Annotated in this window: 15 protein-coding genes; 9 read left to right on the forward strand and 6 right to left on the reverse strand. The window is 70.7% G+C overall.

Going from position 1 to position 15,047, the window contains the following annotated elements; genetic code table 11:
• Positions 1 to 1,170: 1,170 nt before the first annotated feature.
• The 6 genes from rsmG to rpmH are packed head-to-tail and all read right to left on the reverse strand — an operon-like array spanning position 1,171 to position 4,066.
• Complete coding sequence (gene rsmG, locus FS793_RS14890) at positions 1,171 to 1,800, reverse strand: 16S rRNA (guanine(527)-N(7))-methyltransferase RsmG (protein WP_144721757.1); 630 nt, start codon at positions 1,798 to 1,800, stop codon at positions 1,171 to 1,173.
• Between the two features lie 38 nt (positions 1,801 to 1,838).
• Positions 1,839 to 2,312: a Jag family protein gene (locus FS793_RS14895; protein WP_144721759.1), complete on the reverse strand. Its 474-nt coding sequence runs from the start codon at positions 2,310 to 2,312 to the stop codon at positions 1,839 to 1,841.
• Positions 2,309 to 3,289: a membrane protein insertase YidC gene (gene yidC, locus FS793_RS14900; RefSeq protein ID WP_144721761.1), complete on the reverse strand. Its 981-nt coding sequence runs from the start codon at positions 3,287 to 3,289 to the stop codon at positions 2,309 to 2,311. Before yidC ends, FS793_RS14895 begins: the two co-directional genes overlap by 4 nt.
• Before the next feature lie 16 nt (positions 3,290 to 3,305).
• The gene (gene yidD / locus FS793_RS14905) at positions 3,306 to 3,587 is read right to left on the reverse strand and encodes a membrane protein insertion efficiency factor YidD (RefSeq protein ID WP_313959378.1); all 282 of its coding nucleotides are present in this window, start codon (positions 3,585 to 3,587) and stop codon (positions 3,306 to 3,308) included.
• 8 nt (positions 3,588 to 3,595) lie between these two features.
• Entirely contained in the window at positions 3,596 to 3,922 is a 327-nt protein-coding gene (gene rnpA / locus FS793_RS14910) for a ribonuclease P protein component (protein ID WP_144721765.1), read from the reverse strand.
• A 6-nt stretch (positions 3,923 to 3,928) separates the two neighbouring features.
• A complete protein-coding gene (gene rpmH / locus FS793_RS14915; RefSeq protein WP_092504007.1) occupies positions 3,929 to 4,066 on the reverse strand; it encodes a 50S ribosomal protein L34 in 138 nt (45 codons plus the stop codon).
• Between the two features lie 298 nt (positions 4,067 to 4,364).
• Between rpmH and dnaA the strand changes: the two genes are divergently transcribed.
• The 9 genes from dnaA (at position 4,365) to FS793_RS14960 (ending at position 14,933) form a co-directional block, all read left to right on the forward strand.
• On the forward strand, positions 4,365 to 5,774 hold the full coding sequence (gene dnaA / locus FS793_RS14920) for a chromosomal replication initiator protein DnaA (protein ID WP_144721767.1): 1,410 nt from the start codon (positions 4,365 to 4,367) through the stop codon (positions 5,772 to 5,774).
• 777 nt (positions 5,775 to 6,551) lie between these two features.
• Positions 6,552 to 7,694, forward strand: coding sequence for a DNA polymerase III subunit beta (dnaN, locus tag FS793_RS14925; protein WP_144721769.1), 1,143 nt, complete (start codon positions 6,552 to 6,554; stop codon positions 7,692 to 7,694).
• Between the two features lie 17 nt (positions 7,695 to 7,711).
• Positions 7,712 to 8,599 carry a phosphogluconate dehydrogenase (NAD(+)-dependent, decarboxylating) gene (gene gnd, locus FS793_RS14930; protein ID WP_144721771.1) on the forward strand — a complete coding sequence of 296 codons (888 nt, stop codon included), beginning with the start codon at positions 7,712 to 7,714 and terminating at the stop codon, positions 8,597 to 8,599.
• Between the two features lie 13 nt (positions 8,600 to 8,612).
• A complete protein-coding gene (gene recF, locus FS793_RS14935; protein WP_144721772.1) occupies positions 8,613 to 9,779 on the forward strand; it encodes a DNA replication/repair protein RecF in 1,167 nt (388 codons plus the stop codon).
• Positions 9,776 to 10,273: a DUF721 domain-containing protein gene (locus FS793_RS14940; protein ID WP_260980200.1), complete on the forward strand. Its 498-nt coding sequence runs from the start codon at positions 9,776 to 9,778 to the stop codon at positions 10,271 to 10,273. The genes recF and FS793_RS14940 overlap by 4 nt, the downstream gene beginning before the upstream one ends.
• A 74-nt stretch (positions 10,274 to 10,347) precedes the next feature.
• A complete protein-coding gene (locus FS793_RS14945; RefSeq protein ID WP_144721774.1) occupies positions 10,348 to 11,049 on the forward strand; it encodes a FadR/GntR family transcriptional regulator in 702 nt (233 codons plus the stop codon).
• 114 nt (positions 11,050 to 11,163) lie between these two features.
• The gene (locus tag FS793_RS14950; RefSeq protein ID WP_222123776.1) at positions 11,164 to 12,606 is read left to right on the forward strand and encodes a four-carbon acid sugar kinase family protein; all 1,443 of its coding nucleotides are present in this window, start codon (positions 11,164 to 11,166) and stop codon (positions 12,604 to 12,606) included.
• On the forward strand, positions 12,603 to 13,502 hold the full coding sequence (locus tag FS793_RS14955) for an NAD(P)-dependent oxidoreductase (protein ID WP_144721776.1): 900 nt from the start codon (positions 12,603 to 12,605) through the stop codon (positions 13,500 to 13,502). Before FS793_RS14950 ends, FS793_RS14955 begins: the two co-directional genes overlap by 4 nt.
• A gap of 3 nt (positions 13,503 to 13,505) precedes the next feature.
• Positions 13,506 to 14,933 (forward strand): GntP family transporter, encoded by a 1,428-nt coding sequence (locus FS793_RS14960; RefSeq protein ID WP_186329553.1) that lies wholly within the window; start codon positions 13,506 to 13,508, stop codon positions 14,931 to 14,933.
• Positions 14,934 to 15,047 lie beyond the last annotated feature (114 nt).

Below are 15,047 nucleotides of genomic sequence, written 5' to 3' on the forward strand. Positions count from 1 at the left end.
ACCCGCGCCGCGCCGCGGCCCGGGGCGACAGCCTCGCGCACGGATGTTTCACGTGGAACATGGGTCTGGTGACCCGGTCGAACCTCTCCGGGTGCGAACTGGGATGCAGCGATCTCGCGGGTCATGACTCCGTCGGCACGATCCTCGCGACGCCAACAGGCTCCCCTTGTCGGTTCGATCTCGCGGCCTACGGACCGTTCGCCTCGCCCCCGGTCGTGCAATGTCGGCTCGTTCGTCGCGGTGCTGACGCGCACCGAATGCATGGAGACGCAAGCACGGGCTTCGGTTCCAGCGGCCAGCGGCCCTCACCCGCCCCGTCGCGGGCTATGCGTCGAGCGCGCGGGTCGGCGTCGATGTTTCACGTGGAACATCGTTGGTGGACCCGCCTCATGGAGGCGAGCACGACGGTAATGGATGGCGCCGACTGGGTCAGGGATGACGTCGGCCGGGCTTGAGGCTCCGCTGACTTCCGAGGCCGGACCCCGGAGTGCCGTAGCCCCGCTTCCCGACAGTCGCGCAGGTGCGATGACGACCGGGCCAACCAGCTCCTCGGTGCGGCTGCGCGTCGAACGAGCGGGCGGCGCTGAGACCGGCGTCGATCCCGCCGCGTACCGTGCGCCGCGCTTCACGTGGAGCATCGAGTGTGGGAACCCACCCTCGAGCGGGGCTCCGACCGACGACCTTCTACGAGGAGACCGCGGCGAGCCCACGCGACGATGCAGCAGGGCAGTCGCCAGCGATGCGTCGCTGTCGACGATCTCAGAGACGCGGACGCCGACGTCACGACGAGGTCAGGTGCATGCGCTCATCGCGATGGCTCGAAGGATCGCGCGACCCACCTGGACACCGACGCCGCGCAGCCGCGATTCGGCGTCGGAACGGGCGTCCACGAGTCGAATCGTGCCGTTCGACGGCCCTCCGACCTCCCCGAGATCGACCGTACGATCGCTCCTGACGCACGTCTCCACGTGCGTCCCAGGCACATGTGCGTCATCGGCGGGCCGCGCACAGCCCCGGACCGAGCTGCGACTGCGACGGCCTGCGCGCGATCAGCGACGCATCGAGGGCGGTCGCTCCGCCGTCACGACGACGATATGCGTGCGTCACACCAGGCGTGCGGGCCGAGCGTGCTCGACGACGCTCTGCACGCAGCCCCGTCGCGTCGGGACCTCAGCCGCGAACGACCGCTCGGAAGACGCGGGTCACGTCGCCGTCGCCGGCATCGAGCTCGAGCACCTCGGGGGTGCCGACCTTGTGCTTGCGCAACGCCTTCTCTGCCGCGACGATCTCGTCGTGCACGCGAGCACCCTTGAGCAGCACGAGCTCGCCACCGTCGGCGACCAGCGGCGCCGTCCACGGCACCAGCGTGCGCAGCGCCGACACCGCGCGGGCCGTCACCTGGTGGAAGGCGCGCGTGCCGTGCACCTCCTCGGCGCGGGCTCGCACCACCTCGACGTTCGTCAACCCCATGCGCTCGGTCTCGGACCGCAGCCAGTCGCACCGGCGCTCCATCGGCTCGATGAGCGCCATCGAGACGTCGGGACGCGCGATCGCCAGCACCAGGCCGGGCAGGCCCGCGCCAGAGCCGACGTCGGCGACGAGCGCGTCGGCCTGCAGCAGGGGAGCGAGCACCGCAGAGTTGAGGATGTGTCGACTCCACAGCTGATCGAGCTCACGAGGCCCGATGAGGCCGAGCGTCTCGCCGTGCTCCGCCAGCGACGCCGTGTACGACCGCGCCAGCTCGATGCGGTCGCCGAACATCGCCGCGGCCACAGCCGGCTCGGCCTCGTACGTCGTCACGGCAGCGTCATCCACCCGGTCGTCTCAGCGGCTCGAGGTCACTTGGGCACGACGACCGCGTGACGGTCGCGGCCCTCGCCCTCGGACTCCGAGTGGTAGCCGGCCTCGGCCACGAGGTCGTGCACGAGCTTGCGCTCGTACGACGACATCGAGGGCAGCGCCACCCGATCCGATCCGCCCTCGATGCGCGAGACGGCATCGTCGACGAGCGCGCGCAGCTCGACGGTGCGCGCGTCCTGCGAGCCGGCGACGTCCAGCACGACGCGCGAGAACTCGCCCGTCTGCGACTGCACCGCGAGGCGCGTGAGGTCCTGCAGCGCAGCGACGACCTCCGGTGCGGAGAGCATCGCGAGCGACTCGTCGCCCGACTCGCCGACCTTCAGCGTCGTGCGCGTGCCGGTCTCCTCGATCTCGATGTCACCGTCGACGTCGGCGATGTCGAGGAGTCCCTCGAGGTAGTCCGCCGCGATCTCGCCCTCGTCGAGGTCCTGCGTCTGCTGCTCGTCGGTCACTTGGGTCCTCCGTCGCGCTGCGCCTTCGTGCTCTTGCGCTTGGGCTGCTGCCGCTGCGTGTTCACGATCACCGGCGTCTCCTCGACGGCCGTCGTCGTGGTCTCCGACGACTCGGCGGGCAGGCCCTGGCGCTGGCGCTTGCGTGCCATGCGTGCCTCGCGTGCCAGCGCCGCGTCCGAGCCCGGGTTCGGCAGCTTCGAGATGATGATGAGCTGCTGGATGAGCGTGTAGATGTTCGACACGAGCCAGTAGAACATCGTGGCGATGGGGAAGGCCCACGCCGAGATGAGCAGGAACACCGGGATGACGTACAGGATGATGCGCTGCTGCTTGTACATCGGCGATTCCTTCATCGCCGGCGTCTGGTTCTTCGACATGATCTGCAGCTGCGTGTAGAACTGCGTCGCGACCATGATGAGCGTCATCACGATCGACGTGGCGATCACGGCGATGTTGCCCTGCTCGAAGCCGTGCTGCATCGTCATGTTCAGCGGCACCGCGTCGAAGAGCGACGCCTGCTGGAACTGCTCGGCGAGCGAGACGCCCATGAAGCCCACGCCCGCGTCGCCGCGGTTGGCCGTCTGCAGCACGGTGACGAGGCCGAAGAAGATCGGCATCTGCACGAGCAGCGGCAGGCAGGACGCGAGGGGGTTCGTGCCGGCCTTGCGGTAGGCCTCCATCGTCTCGCGCTGCATCGCCTCGCGAGAGAACTGATCCTTCTTGCCGCGGTACTTGTCCTGGATCTTCTTGATCTCGGGCGCGACCTCGAGCGCCTTGCGCGACGACAGGATCTGCCGCACGGTGAGCGGGATCATCGCCGTGCGCACCACGAGGGTCAGCGACGCGATCGACAGCACCCACACGAGGCCCGAGGCCGGGTCCATGCCGAGCGCCTCGAGCCCGAAGTGGGCGCCGGCCAGGATCGCCTCGAGGACCCACTTGATGGGCCACATCAGCAAGCCGAGGATGTCGGGCATCAGCTGTTCCTCTTCTTCATCGGTCTAGGCGGCTTTCGGTGACGAAGCCGAGTCTCGTGAGCGCCATCGCTCGTCGTGGCACCGGGATGTCGTCGACGCCTCCCGCTGCCCAGGGGTGACAGCGCAGGATGCGTCGCGCCCCCATCCAGATCCCTCGCACGGCGCCGTGCTGCTGGATGGCCTGCAGCGTGTACGACGAGCAGCTCGGGTAGTACCGGCACACATCGCCGTAGAGCGGGGAGACGATGGTGCGATACGCGACGAGGATCGCGACGCACACGTTGCGGGGGATCAGCATGAGCGCGCTCATCGTGACCTCAGCAATGGTTCGAATGCAGCGGTCAGCGTACCGCAGTCGGCTATGCCGGCCCCAGGCAGCGCCCGCACGACGACGTCGACCGGCGGATCGATCGGCAGCAGGTGCTGTCGCACGTGCTCCGACATGCGCCTCCGCACGCGGTTGCGCACGACGGCGTTGCCGACCTTCTTGGACACGACGAAGCCGAAGCGGCTGACTGCCGCTTCGGCTTCGGTGACGTGGAGCACCGCGATGGGGGAGGAGATCCTGCGCCCCTTGCGGACGATGCGCCGGAAGTCGGCCGCGTGCACGACGCGGTTCGGCTTCGGCAGCACCGCGACTCAGGCGGAGAGCTCGACGCGCCCCTTGCGGCGACGAGCCGCGAGGATGGCGCGGCCCGCACGCGTACGCATGCGGAGGCGGAAGCCGTGCTTCTTGGCGCGGCGGCGGTTGTTCGGCTGGAACGTGCGCTTGCTCATGAGAATGTCTCCTGGGTGTCGGCCGATGCGGCCGGAAGTCGTGGCGCCTCGCGAGAGGCAACCTGGCGATCATACGCGATGCCGGGCCCCATGTTCAACCGATGGTCGAACCGTGTCGCACGCCACGCCGCTGCCATTCTGCAGCGACTTGCAAGGAGTGCGCTATGCGTGCAGACTCAGTGAATCCTCCCGGCGGAACCGTCTGCGACACGGCCCCAGCGGAGACCCTGCACCTCTCTCTCCACCTGTGGAGAACGGTGTGGAGAGACCCCCGCACCCCACGTATCGGAGCCTGCGCATGAGCGATGGTGGCGACGCCCACCAGCTCTGGGCAGCCGTGATGGCGACCCTCGCAGGAGATCTGCGCATACCGCCCTCTGTCCGGGGGTTCCTCGATCTCGTCGAGCCTCAGGGATCGATGGGATCGGTGCTCTACCTCGACGTTCCGAACGACCTGACGCGCGACATGATCGAGCAGCGGCTCCGCATCCCGGTGACCGAGGCGATTGTGGACAACGCTGTGGACATCCTCTCGTTCAAGATCGTCGTGAACCCCGAGCTCGAGCTCGGCGCAGCCCTCGACGAGACCCCCGAGACCGCGACGCCGTACGTGCAGCACGAGGTCATCTCGGCGCCGACGGACGCCATGCGACCGGTCGCGGGACAGCGTGTCGAATCGCGCCTGAATCCGAAGTACGTCTTCGACAACTTCGTCATCGGCGGCTCGAACCGCTTCGCGCACGCCGCGGCGCTCGCCGTGGCCGAGGCCCCTGCGAAGGCCTACAACCCGCTCTTCATCTACGGCGAGTCCGGCCTCGGCAAGACCCACCTGCTCCACGCCATCGGCCACTACGCCGAGAACATGTACCCGGGCATCCGCGTGCGGTACGTGTCGAGCGAGGAGTTCACGAACGACTTCATCAACTCGATCGCGAACAACCAGGGCCAGGCGTTCCAGGCCAGGTACCGCGAGGTCGACGTGCTGCTCATCGACGACATCCAGTTCCTGCAGGGCAAGGAGTCGACGCAGGAGGCGTTCTTCCACACCTTCAACACGCTCCACGACCACGACAAGCAGGTCGTGATCACGTCGGATGTGGCGCCGAAGCACCTCACGGGCTTCGAGGCGCGCATGGTGTCGCGGTTCGAGTGGGGCCTCATCACCGACGTCACGGCGCCCGAGCTCGAGACGCGCATCGCCATCCTGCGCAAGAAGGCGCAGGCCGAGCGCATGGATGCGCCCGACGACATCCTCGAGCAGATCGCCGAGCGCGTGACGACGAACATCCGCGAGCTCGAGGGCACCCTCATCCGCGTCACGGCGTTCGCGAGCCTCAACCGCCTGCCGGTGACGATGGACCTGGCGCAGACGGTGCTGAAGGACCTGTTCGCGCAGTCGAGCGAGGTCGTGATCGGGCCGAGCGACATCATCACCCACACGGCCGGCTACTTCCAGCTGACCGAGGAGGACCTGTACGGGTCGTCGCGGTCGCAGACCGTGGCGCTCGCGAGGCAGATCGCGATGTACCTGTGCCGTGAGATGACGAGCCTGTCGCTGCCGAAGATCGGTCAGCTGTTCGGCAACCGCGACCACACCACGGTGATGTACGCGAACAAGAAGATCGAGAAGCTCATGAAGGAGAAGCGCTCGGTCTACACGCAGGTGACGGAGCTCACCGCGCGCATCAAGCAGGCGCCGGCCCGCTGATGCGGTCGCGCCGCGGGGTCACCCTGCCGGCGCGATCGATGTCCCGCACGCCACCCGGCGCGACTGCGGCGGCTGGCTGCGCCGCCGGCATGCTCCGGACCGCCGCGCACTCGGTCTCCTCCCGAGCGATGCGCATGGTCGCGTCGGGCGGGCACGTCGCGAGGTCTCGTGACGGCTCCTCGCGGTCGGGGCCTCCTCGACCAGCTGAGGACGACCCCGAACCAGGGGCGGTCGACGAAGGCGCGAGGGGGCAGCTCCCCACCAGCTGGTCGAGGAGCGCGCGAGCCCCTGGCGAGCACGCGTCACGAGACCACGCGACCGCCGCTCCCGCCCAGTCACGCGGATCGTCGCGTCGGGCGGGCACGTCGCGAGGTCTCGTGACGGCTCCTCGCTGCGCTCGGGGCCTCCTCGACCAGCTGAGGGCGACGAACGACACGAATCCGCAGGGTGTGGAATTCGTGTTGGCGAGCATGTGCGGCTCGCCGGTCGGGGTGTGGACAACCCGAGGGGTGCCTGTGGAATGACATTCCTGTCATTCGATCGACTCCGCACAGCGGGCCCCGATCCGCGCACAGGCGCTCCACATCTCACAACGGTGTAGTTCCCATGGGATGACAGGAATCCTGTCATCCGTCCACACCCTCCACACCCGTTATTCCCATTACAGAGAGAGATGTCATTCCACCGCCCGATGACCGTCGCCGGCCGGCTCGACGCCGCCACGGGGACGCCCTCTCGCTATGACACAATGACCGGGCTGGATCGAAGGAGTGCGCCGTGAGGTTCGTCATCCACAGGGATGTCTTCGCAGAGGCCGTGTCGTTCGCGGTGAAGCTGCTGCCGCAGCGCTCGACGCTGCCCATCCTCACGGGTGTGCGCATCGAGGCCGCCGCAGGCAAGGTCACGCTGTCGACGTTCGACTACGAGGTCTCGGCCACGACCTCGGTCGACGCGGACGTCGAGACCGAGGGCACCGTGCTCGTCTCGGGCCGACTGCTCAGCGACATCGCCGGTCGTCTGCCGCAGCGCGAGATCGTGGTCGAGGAGACCGACGGCATCGTCAAGGTGACCTGCGGCTCGGCGAAGTTCACGCTGCTGAAGATGCCGATCGAGGAGTACCCGACGCTGCCCGAGGTCGCCGGTCGCACGGGCGTCGTCCCCGGCTCCGACTTCGCGGAGGCCGTCGCCCAGGTCGCCGTCGCCGCGTCGCGCGAGGACGTCACCCCGGTCATCACCGGCGTGCAGCTCGAGGCCTCCGACACGAGGCTCTCGCTCATCGCCACCGACCGCTACCGCGTCTCGGTGCGCAGCATCCCGTGGGATGCGGGCGACGACACCGACGTGCTGACGGCGCTCGTGCCGGCGCGCACCATCTCGGAGGTCGGTCGCACCTTCGGCTCGGCCGCGCAGATCTCGATCACGATGTCCGAGCAGGGCGAGCGCCAGCAGATCGCGTTCTCGGCAGGCGACAAGACGGTCACGAGCCTGCTCATCAAGGGCAACTACCCGCCCGTGCGTCGACTCTTCCCCACCGAGACCCCGCACCACGCCGTGCTCAACACCGCCGAGCTCGTCGAGGCCACGCGCCGCGTGCAGCTCGTGCTCGAGCGCGAGGCCGCGCTGCGCTGCACCTTCGAGGAGGGGCAGGTCACGCTCGAGGCGATCGGCTCCGAGCAGGCGCAGGCGCAGGAGTCGGTGGATGCCGTGCTCGCCGGCGACGACATCGTGCTGTCGATCAAGCCGCAGTTCCTGCTCGACGGCCTGGGCGCGACGCACTCCGAGTTCGTGCGCGTCGCCTTCACGCGCTCGGAGACCACGAACAAGCCGGGCCCAATGCTCATCACCGGCCAGACGTCGCGCGACGACGCCGAGGCCACGAGCTTCCAGTACCTGCTGCAGCCCAACCTGCTGCTGCGCTGATCGTCGAGGAGCCACCCATGACGCAGCTCGGTCTCATCGGCCTCGGCAAGATGGGCGGCAACATGCGCGAGCGCGTGCGTGCCGCCGGCATCGAGGTCGTCGGCTACGACCGCAACCCCGAGGTCACCGACGTGACGAGCGTCGAGCAGCTCGTCGCCTCGCTCGCCGCGCCGCGCACGATCTGGGTCATGGTGCCCGCTGGCGAGATCACGGCCTCGGTCGTGGCCGACCTGGCCGAGCGCCTCGAGCCGGGCGACCTCGTGATCGACGGCGGCAACTCGCGCTTCACCGAGGATGCGACCCACGCGGCGCTGCTCGCCGAGCGCGGCATCCGCTTCCTCGACGTGGGCGTCTCGGGCGGCGTCTGGGGTCTCGAGAACGGCTACGGCCTCATGGTCGGCGGCGACACGGCCGACGTCGAGCGCACCATGCCGGTCTTCGACGCGCTGCGGCCTGAGGGTCCGCGCGAGGAGGGCTTCGTGCACGCGGGCGGCGTCGGCGCGGGCCACTACGTGAAGATGGTGCACAACGGCATCGAGTACGGCCTCATGCAGGCCTACGCCGAGGGCTTCGAGCTGCTCGAGAAGTCGCCGATCGTCTCCGACGTCGCCGGGTCGTTCAAGGCATGGCAGCGGGGCACCGTCATCCGCTCGTGGCTGCTCGACCTCATGGTGCGGGCGCTCGACGCCGACGACGACCTGTCGGACATCGAGGGCTACGTCGAGGACTCGGGCGAGGGCCGCTGGACCGTCGAGGAGGCGATCGCCAACGCCGTGCCGCTGCCGGTGATCTCGGCCGCGCTCTTCGCACGCTTCGAGTCGCGCCAGGACGACAGCCCGGCGATGAAGGCCGTCGCGGCGTTGCGCAACCAGTTCGGCGGCCACGCGGTCAAGTCGGCGGAGTGAGCATGGCGGCGCCATGCACGTGAGCCGCCTCGAGCTGAAGGACTTCCGCAACTACGAGCGCGCCGTCGTCGAGCTCGAGCCCGGCGTCACGCTGCTCATCGGCCGCAACGGCCAGGGCAAGACGAACCTGGTCGAGGCGCTCGTCGTCGTGGCGACGGGATCGAGCCATCGCGTGAGCCACGATGCAGCGCTCGTGCGTGCCGGGCACGAGCAGGCGTTCGTGCGCACGAGCCTCACGAACGGCGAGCGCACGATCGGGGTCGACCTGCAGATCCAGGCGAAGGGATCGAACAAGGCGCAGGCATCCGGCCACCCCGTGCGCATGAGCGAGCTGCCGCGCTACCTGCGCACCGTGCTCTTCAGCCCCGAGGACCTCGCGCTCGTGCGCGGCGATCCCGGCGGCCGACGGCGCATGCTCGATCAGCTCATCGTGCAGCGCAGCCCTCGCATGGGCTCGGTGATGAGCGACCTCGAGCGCGTGCTGCGGCAGCGCTCGAGCCTGCTGAAGTCGGCTCGCGCGACGCGCATGAGGCCCGACGACCTCACGACCCTCGACGTGTGGGACGAGCGGCTCGTCGCACTCGGCCTCGAGGTCGAGCGGGCCCGCGCATCGCTCGTCGCGGAGCTGCAGCCGCACGTCGCCGAGGCGTACCGCACCGTCGCGGGCGACGAGCACGTCACCGAGATCCGACTCGTGAGCGAGGTGCCGGATGATGAGGCGGCGTACGCGGAGGCGCTGCGCACCAAGCGTCGCGAGGAGCTCGACCGCGGCGTGAGCCTGCTCGGACCGCACCGCGACGACCTCGACCTCGACCTCGGCGGCCTGCTCGCGCGGCACTATGCGAGCCACGGCGAGTCGTGGTCGTACGCGCTCGCGCTGCGACTCGCCGCGGCGGAGCTCATCCGTCACGACGCTGCCGGCGACCCCGTCGTGATCCTCGACGACGTGTTCGCCGAGCTCGACGCCGGCCGCCGCGAGCGGCTCGCGACGGCGGTGTCGTCGTTCGAGCAGGTGCTCATCACGGCAGCGGTCGACGACGACGTGCCCGACGTGCTCGCCGGGCGCCGCATCCGCATCGCCGCGGGCGTCGTCGTGGAGGACAGCGGCGCGAGCGCGGCCACCGTCGTGCCCGCCGCCGCGTCGCCGAGCGATGCTCCTGCGAGCGAGGAGGCATCGTGAAGGACCTCGACGCGGAGCGCGACGAGCCGGAGCGCGTGTGGATGCGCATCCGCGCCCGCTTCGGCGATCCGTCGATCACGACGAAGGACGGCCGCCGGCGCACGCGCCGCGCGGCGGCATCGGAGCCGTTCACGGCCGGTCGCGATCCCCTGGGCCTCGGCGGCGTGCTCGACGGCCTCGTCGCCGACGCCGGATGGCAGGGCGAGATGGCGCAGGGCGGGGTGCTCGCCGAGTGGCCGCGCATCGTCGGCCCCGAGATCGCCGACAAGACGGCACCCGAGGGCATCGCCGAGGGACTGCTCGTCGTGCGCTGCGTGTCGACGGCGTGGGAGCAGCAGATGCGGCTCATGCGCGCCGACATCACGACCCGCATCATCGAGGCGTTCCCGCAGGCGGGCATCGTGGGCATCCGCTTCGTGGGACCGCAGCAGCACTCGTTCCTGCGCGGCCCGCGCACGGTGCGCGGCCGCGGTCCGCGCGACACCTGGGGCTGAGCCGCCGCCCGACGGCGCGCCGATACGCTGACGGTCGACCATCCACCGCGGATGGCGAGCCGCGAGGAGGATGGATGCGCAGGCCCTCGCGCACCGAGGAGACGTTCGACCGTCTGCTCGACGCCATCATCCAGGGCACGATCGCGGCGGGCGAGCCGCTGCCGCCCGAGGGCGACCTCGCCGTCGAGTTCGGCGTCTCGCGCCTCACGCTGCGGGAGGCGGTGCGGCTGCTGCAGGCGCAGGGCGTCATCGTGCAGGTGCGGGGCAGCAGGCATCGCATCGCGCGCGTCGAGGAGTGGACGGGCATGGACGCCGTGGTGCGGCATGCCCGCAGCGTCGGCCAGCGTGCGCGCTCGTCGCTCGAGCTGCTCGAGGTGCGCATGATGATCGAGACCGGCGCTGCGCAGCTCGCGGCGACGCGTCGCTCCGACGACGACGTCGCGCTGCTCGAGTCCGCGCTCGCGCGCATGGTCGAGCGCCATGCGGCCGGCGACGTCGACGGCTTCGTCGCCGCGGACCTCGAGTTCCACGACGTCGTGCTGCGGGCCGCCGACAACCGCATCCTCGTCGCCGCGCTGCTGCCGCTCACGGCGATGCTCGCCGAGACGCGCAGCGAGACGAGCGCGATCGCCACGATCCGCGAGCACGCGATCGTCGAGCATCGCGCCGTCCTCGAGGCGGTGCGCAGCGGCGACGAGCTCGCGTCGCGCGATGCGATGGCGAGCCACATGCAGCAGACGCGCGACGACCTCGTCGCGCTCGTGCACGCCCGCTGACGTTCGCGACGACCCCGTGCAGGCTTGACAGCCTCGATCGCATCCCTCACGATGTCTGATATCGGATAGCGAGCACGATCGGTGCTCGCTCCGACACGGACGAAGGAGTTCTGCGTGCACGTCGACGCCCTGCTGGCCACGGCCCCGAGCCCGATCGACGTCGCTGCAGACGCCGTCCGCGAGGCCATGGACCCCGAGACGGTGCTCGTCGTGCTCGACGACGACCCCACCGGCACGCAGTCGGTCGCCGGCCTGCCCGTGCTCACGCGATGGGAGCGCGAGGACCTCGACTGGGCGATGGCGCAGTCGGCGCCCGCCGTCTACGTGCTCACGAACACCCGCTCGCTCGACGAGGCCGCCGCCGAGCAGCGCAACCGCGAGGTCGTCGCCGTCGCGCTCGACGCGGCCGAGGCCGTCGGCCGACGCGTCACGTTCGTGTCGCGCAGCGACTCGACGCTGCGGGGGCACTTCCCGCTCGAGACCGACGTGCTCGCCGACGCCATCGCGCAGCGCGGCCACGCCGCACCGCACCTCGTGGTGCTCGTGCCCGCCTTCCCCGACGCCGGCCGCATCACGGTCGACGCCGTGCACCACTGGGTGGTCGACGGCGAGGCGACGCCGGTGGGCGAGACGCCGTTCGCACAGGATGCGACGTTCGGCTTCCGCTCCAGCGACCTGCGCGACTGGGTCGAGGAGAAGACGCACGGCCGCATCGCTCGCGACGACGTGCACGCACTCACGCTCGGGACCATCCGTCGAGGCGCAGAGGCGATCGCCGACGAGCTGCGCACGCGACCGGCAGGCACGGTCGTCGTGGTCGACGCCGTCGACGAGTCCGACATGCGCGCCGTCGCGATCGCGCTCCACCGCCTCGAGCGCGAGGGCATGTCGGCCCTGCTGCGCGTCGGACCGCCCTACCCCCGCGCCCACGTGGGCCAGGACATCCCCGCCGTCGTGCAGCCCGCCGACCTCGAGCTCGCGAACGACCGCGGCGGTCTCGTGGTCGTGGGCAGCCACGTGCCGCTGACGACCGCGCAGCTCGCAGCGCTGCGCGAGGCCCGTCCCGACACCGCGACCATCGAGCTCGACGTGCGCGCGCTCATCGACGACCGCCGCGAGGCGCACCTCGACGCGCAGGCGCGCGCCGTCGCCGAGGCCATCGAGCACGGCACGGTCATCGTGCACACGAGCCGCGAGCTCGTGACGGGCAAGGACGGCGACGAGAGCCTCGACATCGCACGTCGCGTCTCGAGCGGCATCGTCGCGCTCGTGGCCCGCGTGCTGGAGCTCGCGCCGCCGCGCTTCGTCATCGCGAAGGGCGGCATCACCTCGAGCGACGTCGCCTCCGAGGCGCTCCGCATCCGCCGCGCCACCGTGGTCGGCCCCATGCTGCCCGGCATCGTCTCGCTCTGGCAGCCCGAGGTCGGCCCGGCCGTCGGCATCCCCTACGTCGTGTTCGCAGGCAACGTCGGCGACACGGACTCCCTCGCCGCCGTCGTGCAGACGCTCGCCGGCGACGACCGCCGATCCCCTACGAAGGAAGCAGGAACCGCATGACCAGCACCGTCGCCGTCATCGGGCTCGGCGCCATGGGACTGCCCATGGCCACGAGGCTCGCGGGCACGTTCGACGTCTCCGGGTTCGACATCGCCCAGCCGCGCCTCGACCTCGCCGCCGGGCAGGGCGTGCGCGCCGCGACGAGCGCGGCCGACGCCGTCGCCGACGCCGAGGTCGTGCTCGTGGCCGTGCGCACGGGAGAGCAACTCGAGTCGCTGCTCTTCGGCGAGCAGCCGCTGAGCGAGCACCTGCGCCCCGGCGCCGTCGTGCTGCTGACGAGCACCGTGGGCACCGCGGGCATCGCAGAGGTCGCCGCGCGACTCGAGGCGATCGGCGCGCACCTCGTCGACGCGCCCCTGTCGGGCGGACCTGTGCGCGCGGGCGAGGGAGACCTGCTCATCGTCGTCGGCGCGAGCGACATGGCCCTCGCCGTCGCGCGTCCCGTGCTCGAGCGACTCGCGTCGACGCTCACGGTCGTCGGCGACCGGCCGGGCGACGGCCAGGCGCTCAAGACCGTCAACCAGCTGCTGTGCGGCGTGCACATCGCGGCCGCCGCCGAGGCCCTCGCCCTCGCGGACGCCCTCGGCCTCGACCGGGAGCGCACGCTCGAGGCGCTGCAGGCCGGCGCCGCCGGCTCGTTCATGCTCGGCAATCGCGGCCCGCGCGCCCTGCAGGCCTACGACGACGAGGGCGCCGAGGTGCTCAGCCGCCTCGACATCTTCGTGAAGGACCTCGGCATCGTCGGCGACGCCGCGCGCGCCGCGCACCTCGCGACCCCGGTCGCGGCCGCCGCCGAGCAGCTGTTCCTCCTCGGCGAGGCCGCCGGCCTCGGCGACCGCGACGACTCGGCGGTCATCCGCGTCGTCGCACCCACCCGACGCGCGAAGGAGCGCTGACCCATGGACCTGCCCCTCCCGGCACTCATCGCGATCGGCCTCGCGGGCATCGGCCTGCTGCTGGTGCTCGTGATCCGCTTCAAGATGCAGGCGTTCTACGCCCTCATCCTCACCGCCATCGTCGTCGGCATCGCCGCGGGCCTGCCCCTCACCACGATTCCCGCGACCGAGACGGAGCCCGAGCGGCTCGGCGTCATCCAGGCGATCATCGCCGGCGTCGGCGGCACGCTCGGCTCGGTCGCCGTGCTCGTGGCGCTCGGCTCGATGCTCGGCAAGATCATCGAGATCTCCGGCGGCGCGGACGCGCTGGCGGGGAAGTTCACCAGCTGGCTCGGCCCCAAGCGGGTGGGCGTCGCCCTCACGGCCGCCGCAGGCATCCTGGCGATCCCCGTCTTCTTCGACGCGGGCTTCATCATCCTCATCCCGATCATCTACGCGTTCTCGAAGGCCGCGGGGCTGAGCCCGCTGAAGTTCGGCCTGCCGATCGCCGGGCTCATGCTCGCGGTGCACGTCGCGGTGCCGCCGCATCCCGGCATCGTCGGCGGCGCGACGATCCTCGGCGCCGACGTCGGCTGGATCACGATCCTGTCGCTCGCGATCTCGATCCCGCTCGGCGTCGTCTCGTACCTCGTCGCGAAGGTGCTCAACCGACGCGAGTACGCGATGCTCGCCGCCACGAAGGCGATGTTCGACGAGTTCGGCACGGACTCCGGCCCCCGCAGCGGCACGCTCGGCGAGGGCGAGCGGGCGCCGAGCGCCTGGACGATCCTCGCGATCATCGTGCTGCCCCTCGCGCTCATCATGGTCGGCACCGCCGTCGCGCCCGCGCTGCCCGAGGGCTCCTTCGAGCGCGGCCTGCTGTCGATGATCGGCCAGCCGATCTTCGCGCTCATGGTCGCGATCGGCGTCGCCATGGTCGCCCTCGGCCTGCGCCGCGGGTGGTCGCGCGAGAAGCTCGGCGAGGTCATGGAGTCGGCGCTGCCCGCAGCCGCCGTCATCATCCTCGTCACGGGTGCCGGTGGCGCCTTCGGCCGCATCCTCACCGAGACCGGCATCGGCGGCGCCGTCGCCGAGGTGCTCGCGGGCACCGGCATGCCGATCCTGCTCGCCGCCTTCCTCATCTCGCTCATCATGCGCGCGGCGCAGGGCTCGGCCACGGTCGCGATCACGACGGCCGCCGGCCTGCTGCTGCCGACGGTCGCGGCGTTCGACCTCGGCCCCATCCAGCTCGCCCTCGTGGCCCTCGCGATCGGCTACGGCTCCCTCGGCCTCAGCCACGTGAACGACTCGGGCTTCTGGATCGTCACGCGCTACCTGGGGCTGTCGGTCAAGGACGGCCTGCGCACGTGGACCCCGCTCACGACGGTACTCGGCATCGTCGGATTCCTGCTGGTCGTGGCCGTGTCGGTGGTGCTGCCCTCCACCGCCTGACGCCCCGTGCTCGACGTGCGGGATCGGCTGCGGCCGGTCCCGCTCGTCGGCGTACCCGCGTCCCGAGCGTCCGTCCGGAGCGGCACGGCGTCGCGGCCTGCGCGCGTTCGCTGG

It is taken from the genome of Agrococcus jejuensis, from assembly GCF_007679035.1.
Lineage (GTDB): Bacteria > Actinomycetota > Actinomycetes > Actinomycetales > Microbacteriaceae > Agrococcus > Agrococcus jejuensis_A.